The organism is Caldisphaera sp. (genome assembly GCF_049974385.1).
Taxonomy (GTDB): domain Archaea; phylum Thermoproteota; class Thermoprotei_A; order Sulfolobales; family Acidilobaceae; genus Caldisphaera.
Genome location: NZ_JBMFIW010000041.1, coordinates 1 through 4,104, shown reverse-complemented (window position 1 = coordinate 4,104; position 4,104 = coordinate 1). Strand labels below are relative to the sequence as shown.

Annotated in this window: 4 protein-coding genes; 1 reads left to right on the top strand and 3 read right to left on the bottom strand. The window is 29.5% G+C overall.

Going from position 1 to position 4,104, the window contains the following annotated elements:
• Window positions 1-128: 128 nt before the first annotated feature.
• On the top strand, window positions 129-368 hold the full coding sequence (locus ACP5GV_RS07905; RefSeq protein WP_428103227.1) for a hypothetical protein: 240 nt from the start codon (window positions 129-131) through the stop codon (window positions 366-368).
• A gap of 31 nt (window positions 369-399) precedes the next feature.
• Here the strand turns inward: ACP5GV_RS07905 and ACP5GV_RS07900 are convergent, their stop codons facing one another.
• Genes ACP5GV_RS07900 through ACP5GV_RS07890 form a run of 3 tightly spaced genes read right to left on the bottom strand, consistent with a single transcriptional unit; the run spans window position 400 to window position 3,814 of the window.
• Window positions 400-1,635, bottom strand: a complete 1,236-nt coding sequence (locus tag ACP5GV_RS07900) for a M20 family metallopeptidase (protein ID WP_428103225.1) — start codon at window positions 1,633-1,635, stop codon at window positions 400-402.
• Window positions 1,636-2,520: a P1 family peptidase gene (locus ACP5GV_RS07895; protein WP_428090681.1), complete on the bottom strand. Its 885-nt coding sequence runs from the start codon at window positions 2,518-2,520 to the stop codon at window positions 1,636-1,638. It abuts the gene before it with no gap.
• Window positions 2,521-2,524: 4 nt separating this feature from the next.
• On the bottom strand, window positions 2,525-3,814 hold the full coding sequence (locus tag ACP5GV_RS07890) for an MFS transporter (protein WP_428103223.1): 1,290 nt from the start codon (window positions 3,812-3,814) through the stop codon (window positions 2,525-2,527).
• Window positions 3,815-4,104: the final 290 nt, after the last annotated feature.

The following is a 4,104-nucleotide window of genomic DNA, read 5'->3' as shown; positions in this document are numbered from 1 at the left end:
GGAGACAATTTGGCCGATATAATCATAATAGATGGTTATAAGAAAATTTTTTACCCAAAACATTATTTTATGTGTTCAAGAAAAAACCTATAGGACTAATAAAATCAACCAACTTATTGTTAAAATATATGAATTATAATAAAAATCTTTCAAAGAAAAATAATGAAATAAGTGTCTTTGGATTAAATTTTAATGCGGATTTACCTACATTGAAATCTATTCTTTATGCTAAAATATTTGGATATAAAATTGATAATAATAGAATAATCACAAATTTTTTAAAGTATAAGATTGGAATAAATATGGATAAAATTGCAGCCTTTGATCCTCTATGGGAATTTATAAAGAATTTAGCAAACAGTGATTAATACAATTCCGAACTTAATAATTAATTAAATGCTATTTAATGAATTGTTTTAAAAACAAAGCAATAACTTTTGTAGATTTTACCAAATCTTCTATATAAACGTATTCATCAGTTGCATGTGCCATTTCCAGTAATCCTGGACCATAATTAAATGTGTCAATACCTTTATTATATACAAACCTAATATCAAATGTTCCTGGGGATAAAACTAAGATAGGCTCAACGCTATAAACATCTTTTATTATCTTACTTATTAATTTAACCCCCTGACTATTTTCAAATATTATACTATCTGTAATATAATACTGATCGAATTCTATATTAACATTTGGACATGTTCTTTTACCATAATCAATTATATCATTTATTTCATTAATAGCAGAATCAATTTTTTCTTCTGGTACAATCCTTCTAACATAAGAGAAAGTTAAATAATCAGAAACTGTGTTCATCCAATCACCTCCATTTATTGTGCCTACCAAATATGAAGGCCTTCTAGATGATTCTGGTATAATAGGATATTTTGATACAATATTAGATCCATTCTCTAATATTTCATAGATATAGTTTATTATTTTAGCTGCGCATCTTATGGTATCTCCACCTTTTTGTGGAAAGCCTCCATGAGACTTTATTCCTTTTAGCTTAAAAAAGCCCCATAATGCACCTCTATGGCCAATTCCAATGTTTGTTGGATTTAATGGTTCGGTAAAAATTAAATAATCCAAATTCTTTTTGTTTATATACCCTTTTTCTACTAGATAATAGGTGCCAGCGTTTCTATTGCCTACAGTTTCTTCATCTGGCACAATAAATTGTTTAACTGTAATATTTTTTATATCATAGAGCATCTTTAATACTTCTACTGCGAATAATTGTACAGCTATACCAGATTTCATATCAGATGATCCTCTTCCATATATTTTTCCATTTTCTATCACAGCATTATATGGATCGTGAGACCACCCTTTACCAGAAGGAACTACATCGTAATGAGAATTAAAGCCTATTTTTACTCCGCTATTTCCATAAGTTGCAACTATATTAGGCCTTTCACCTTCTCCAAATTTAACAAGTTGCTTTAGCTCTTCTTTATTAGGCTTCACTATTTCTACTTTGTAATCTAATGATTTTAAGTATTCTGAAACGTAATCAACAAACTTTTCATAATTTAATCCTGGAGGATTTTCCGTAGGTATGTTTATAATTTTTATTAAAAAATTTATCATATCTTTCTTTATTGCATCTATGGCATCATCTATATCCATCTATAATCCCCATATAGATAAAACACTTTTAGATGCTATATCCTCTATCGCCCCTCTAATTAAATCTAAATCCTCTTCAACTTCATTTGTTGTTACAGCGAAAACTATATCACCATCTAGTGATAAACTAAAGGGTCTGATCCTCCTTGATAAACCTATGTATGCTGATTTAGCAAACAACTTAACCTGCTCAGGAGTTGCCTTCACATTAGTCATAACTATTGAAACAGTTGTATTTATATAAGATTTTTTCAGTAATTTGTTCTTTATAATTTCATTAAATGGCATGATTTTGTCTTTTACTTTAACCCCAGCAATTATTTCATTCTTTTCATTTACAACTTCTCCTATAGAATTGACAACACTTAATACACCTATTTCAACATTTCCAATGGATTCCTTATAGAAACCTTGACCACTTTTCATCATATATTTAATTCCCATAAGTTTTCCAACAGTTGCACCCTTTCCTGCCCAATGATCTCCAATTATAACCTCATCACCCATATTTTTATAGCATTTAATCCCCCATGACTCATCAGGCAAGATATCATTATAATAAAAGTCAAATATTACGGCTGCAGGAACTATGGGAACAATTATATTATCATTTACTTTAAATCCAACTCCATCTTTCCTTAATGATTCGACAATACCTTCTACAGCTCTTAAGCCATACATGCTCCTTCCCACTATTGCTATTGCATTTACTTCATGATTTTCTCTTCTTTCAAGATCTATAACTTCTGTATCCCTTGTTCCTGGAGATCCTCCTGCAACGTAAACACTAGCTATATTTCCTTTTTTTGGAAAAATAGCTGTTATACCTGATAAAGCAATTTCATCCTCATAACCGCATATTTTAAAACCGTTAATAATTTTCATTTTTTCACCTTTTTATCATATCTTCATTAGCTGATTTTCTCCAAGTTTCTGGGGCCAAAAATATGCCTATCAACATTATTATAGTAAAAACATATAGGATTATTAGCCATGCGTTTACCAAACCTATGAATGAAATTGCATAAATAAAACTTATTGCAAAGCCTCCTATAATTGCTCCACCATTATATGTAAATCCAACAGCAGTTGTTCTATACTTTTTACTAAACAATTCTGATAGAAAAGCTGGTATTGTTGAAAATATCATAGCCTCAATAAAAGCCTGAATTGAAAATAGAGTTACAAAAATGGTTAATTTTTCTGTATAGCCATACTTAATTAAAAAATACGATAAAAATGCAAAAATTATTCCATAAATAATCATAGGCTTTTTCCTACCACCTATTATATCAGCCAAAAAACCACCAAACCATACACCGAATAAAGATACTAGATTAATTACAGCAACTGAAAAGCCAATTATTTCTTCATTATATTTTAAATTATACATAACGGAAGGCCAAAAGGAAAAAGTCGCTGTATTAATAGCAAGGAGACCTGTTGTTATGAGCAATCCAATAATCATTTGTTTTGGAGAGTATTTAAACAAAGATTTCAATGGAATCTTTTCTATTTCCTTTTTTTCTTTCATTTCTTCGAATATGTTTGTTTCCTTAGCAAATATTCTTATTGCAAAAGCAATGATACCAGGAATGATAGCTGTTGCAAATAATATTCTCCATCCTATTGTTGAGAAGGATTTTCCTGTTATCATAGAAATAAAAGATAAAACCAAAGAAACAATAAAGTAACCTGTTCCATATCCACTTTGCACAAAGCTACCTACAAAACCTCTTTTATCTGGAGGAGTACTTTCCATAGCTAAAGTTGACCCTCCCCCATATTCTGCGCCTGCAAACAAGCCTTCAAAAAATAATATTAGATATAAAAGAATTGGTGAAAAAATCCCTAACTTATTATAACCAGGCAATACACTTTTTGATGCAGATAAAAAGGAAAAGCCTAAGATTGTAATAACAAGCATATTTTTTCTTCCCATTTTATCTCCTAAAAAGTTGCCTAAAACTAAAGAACCTATTGATCTAGCTAATGCACCAACCCCAAAACCTGCAAAAGTTAAGACAATACCTAAAACTTTTAAATAGGGAGGAAAGAAAATGGAAGATATTGTTAATGCAACCAACGCATATGCAATAGTTGTATAGCCATCTAAAAGCCAACCAAGCCATGCAGATATTACCTGTATCCATTGGTTTTTATTTAGGCCATAAACCATTTGCATCCCCTTAGGTAATAATATGGAGTTAAATTTATATTTATTATGATAAAAATAAATAAAAAATTTAAAAATAATTCTTTTAATATTCATATTTTTTATCAGCTTGATATCCCCAATAATAAAAGATTATTGAAATAGCCATAAATAATATGTTATCATATCGAAACGGTATCTTATTAATTCCTGAATTACCTAAATATGAAATAATTAATGTAGCAATTAAATATAAAGGCAACCATCCCCAGATATAAAATCTTGCTTCTTTAATTTTTCATTCCTATTATACC

Coding starts and splice junctions, on each gene's coding strand:
- ACP5GV_RS07905 (WP_428103227.1), top strand. CDS start 129: ATGAATTATAATAAAAATCTTTCAAAGAAAAATAATGAAATAAGTGTC.
- ACP5GV_RS07895 (WP_428090681.1), bottom strand. CDS start 2,520: ATGAAAATTATTAACGGTTTTAAAATATGCGGTTATGAGGATGAAATT.
- ACP5GV_RS07890 (WP_428103223.1), bottom strand. CDS start 3,814: ATGGTTTATGGCCTAAATAAAAACCAATGGATACAGGTAATATCTGCA.
- ACP5GV_RS07900 (WP_428103225.1), bottom strand. CDS start 1,635: ATGGATATAGATGATGCCATAGATGCAATAAAGAAAGATATGATAAAT.